The sequence below is a fragment of the Anaerolineales bacterium genome (assembly GCA_022866145.1).
GTDB lineage: Bacteria > Chloroflexota > Anaerolineae > Anaerolineales > E44-bin32 > PFL42.
On the sequence record JALHUE010000276.1, the window covers coordinates 1 to 2,584 of the forward strand.

The window sequence follows — 2,584 nt, forward strand, 5'->3', positions numbered from 1 at the left end:
ACTTCTGGCAGGAGATCAAGAGAATCAGGTCCGGGCATTCCGGGGAGTAGGTCGAGCGGGGATCTTCAGCAGCCTAACAACTCGCTGAAGCCGACTCGGCTGGCGGCCGAAAACGCAGTGGTGCTTGGGCTGCTGTCTTCCCATAGAATGAAGGCAGAAAGCTCGAGCCGCCGAGCGGCTTAGCTCGGCTCCGTTAGGCCGCCGGGACACGCGACGCCCGCGAAGGAGAGCACATGAGCATCGCGACAACCGCTCCCCAAGCCCTTCGCCTCCTCTGGAAGGAAGGCGTCTTCCTCAAGCCCAAGGATGTGCGCGCCGTGGAAGCGGAGTTGGAGAAGAGGGGCTACAATTTCGGCGACAAGAACCTCATGATGGCATTGAAGGGTGCCAAGTTCCTCACCAGAAAAGGCAGCAAGGGAAGCTACTCCTACGTACAGAAGCATCCATACGTCGAGGAGGCATCAAGTGGCAGCCGACGCCGACCTAAGAAGACAGCTCGCCGACCTTGAGCGGCGAGTCCGCGTGCTCGAAGGAAAACCATCCAAGCCGAGAACTCAGAAGGACTCGCGAAAGCTAGAGTCCCTTCCCCAGCACATACTCTCGCTGCGCGAAGCAGGCTTCTTCGTACAGCCCAGGATCGCGACTGACGTTCACAAGAAACTCCTGCCGACGTACCATTGCGAGGTTGACCGCGTCAACATGGCCCTCTACCGTTTGGCGTCCCGTAAGGAACTGAGGAAGGCCTCCAAGGTCATCGGCGGCAAGCGGATGCAGGCGTACGTTTGGTAGTCCCTTGAAACCCCAGAAGACACCTACTCTACTGCTGACCTTCTGGCACCAGGGCTTCTTCTCCCAGGAGAGGACTTCCCCTGATGTCATGGCCAGACTCTCATCACTTGGCTCCAACCCGACCTCGTCCGCCCTGAACAATGCTCTTTCCCGAGCATCCTTCCTCTCTAGGCGCGGAAAGACAGGGAAGTACCGTTGGATTCAGAAGCACTCACCATCAGGCGCTGCCCCAAGCGTTGATGTCCTGCCAGATACCCTCATCAAGGCACTTGGACCGGACTTCAAGCAGGAGCTAGCTGATCTTAGGCACAACTATGGCGTCAGCGGCAACTGCACCGCATTCCTCCTCAGGAAGATCCTTGAGAAGCTCCTATTCCTTGCCTTCGCCAAGAATGGCAAGGAGACACTCCTCGAGAAGGAAGGCAGTCTCGTCGGTCTTAAGGCGATGCTCGCCCTCTCCACCACCACAAAGGTCGCAGGGAAGCCGTTCCTTATGAAGAAGACCGCCGACGCAATCGAAGGAATCAAGTTCTTGGGCGACACGGCTGCCCACAACCCAATGGCCAGCGTGGCAATGAAGACAATTGAACCCGTGATGCCTTTCATCATCACCGCCTACTCGGAGTTGGCCTCAAAACTCTAGCCGCGCGGTCAATCTGCAGATCACGCCCCAATACCCGGCGGCCTAACAACTCGCTGAAGCTGACCCGGCGGGCTGGGCCTCAGCTGGTTCTTGTCTAGCCTGCAAACAAGCCGTAGAGTAGGGAGGAGTTGCCTGCTTCCGCCGGGCAGCTTAGCTCGAGGCCGTTGGGCAGCCGTGTGAGGCATTCCATGGCAGAAGTGGACCTCTGGGAAACACGCAGTAAGGCGATCGACTCCATCGCTGGCCCACTCGCCGGAGTCGACCGGCTCATAAGGGCAGAGTTCGCCCTCCTGGACTTGGCAGTCACAGAGTTCAGCCGGCTCTCCGGGAGCGACGTGTTCCCGCGTGTCTGCGGCCTCACGACGGCAAAGGGCCGCGCTCTCCTACAGGCAACCTATAGTCTCATACTTGATGGCCTTGCCCAAGAAGCCGGCGCACTCTTGCGCCCCACCCTCGAAGCATACGAGCTCCTCGTCTACTTCGCGCTCGATAGGGCCAGGGCCGAAGAGGCAGTCGCAGGGACGCTCCCAAGCGCAGGCATCATTGCCAAGCGCATAGGCGGTTCGTTTAGGGGGCTTCGTGAGCACTTCAACACGAACGCCTCGCATATCGCATTCACCCCCTACTCAATGCGCCACCTCGTCGACTACCGAACGGCATCATTGCGAACCAGCCAGCCATTCCTTCCCGGGTTGCTGCGCGTAAACATGGAAGCGCTCTTTGCCATCCTAGCTCTCTTCACTGCGCATTGCGTCCCCGCCCTGGAAAGCGCCGGGTCCGCACAGTCTGCCACGCTAGCCGACGAAGGCGACCGGCTCTGGTCCGAGGGCCGCGCACTCATGGCGCTCGGGTCCACATCTTCCCACTCAGCAACGCAGTCATGACGATCCGGCTGCCCAACAACTCGCTGAAGCCGACTCGGCTGGCGGGCGAAAACGCAATGAAACCTGGCCCGCCCTCTTCCTATAGAATGAAGCAGAAATGCCCGAGCCGCCGAGCGGCTTAGCTCGCGGCCGTTAGGCGTCCCCAAAGACAGGCGCTCCCGCGACAGTGTCTTTCTCATCCGGTCAAAGCACGTCCGCTTTCTCCAGATCCCCGGTTCCACACGAATCACGCCAAATTCCACTTGCGCCTATCCCCAAGTCCGCCCAA

At 59.7% G+C, this 2,584-nt stretch carries 4 protein-coding genes; all 4 read left to right on the top strand.

The window, feature by feature from the left end:
- The first annotated feature begins 233 nt into the window (after positions 1-233).
- The 4 genes from MUO23_08620 to MUO23_08635 all read left to right on the top strand — a co-directional run bounded on the left by MUO23_08620 (position 234) and on the right by MUO23_08635 (position 2,316).
- Positions 234-509 carry a hypothetical protein gene (locus MUO23_08620; protein MCJ7513019.1) on the top strand — a complete coding sequence of 92 codons (276 nt, stop codon included), beginning with the start codon at positions 234-236 and terminating at the stop codon, positions 507-509.
- A complete protein-coding gene (locus tag MUO23_08625) occupies positions 466-789 on the top strand; it encodes a hypothetical protein (GenBank protein MCJ7513020.1) in 324 nt (107 codons plus the stop codon). Before MUO23_08620 ends, MUO23_08625 begins: the two co-directional genes overlap by 44 nt.
- A gap of 4 nt (positions 790-793) precedes the next feature.
- Positions 794-1,432, top strand: coding sequence for a hypothetical protein (locus MUO23_08630; GenBank protein MCJ7513021.1), 639 nt, complete (start codon positions 794-796; stop codon positions 1,430-1,432).
- Between the two features lie 188 nt (positions 1,433-1,620).
- On the top strand, positions 1,621-2,316 hold the full coding sequence (locus MUO23_08635) for a hypothetical protein (protein MCJ7513022.1): 696 nt from the start codon (positions 1,621-1,623) through the stop codon (positions 2,314-2,316).
- Positions 2,317-2,584 lie beyond the last annotated feature (268 nt).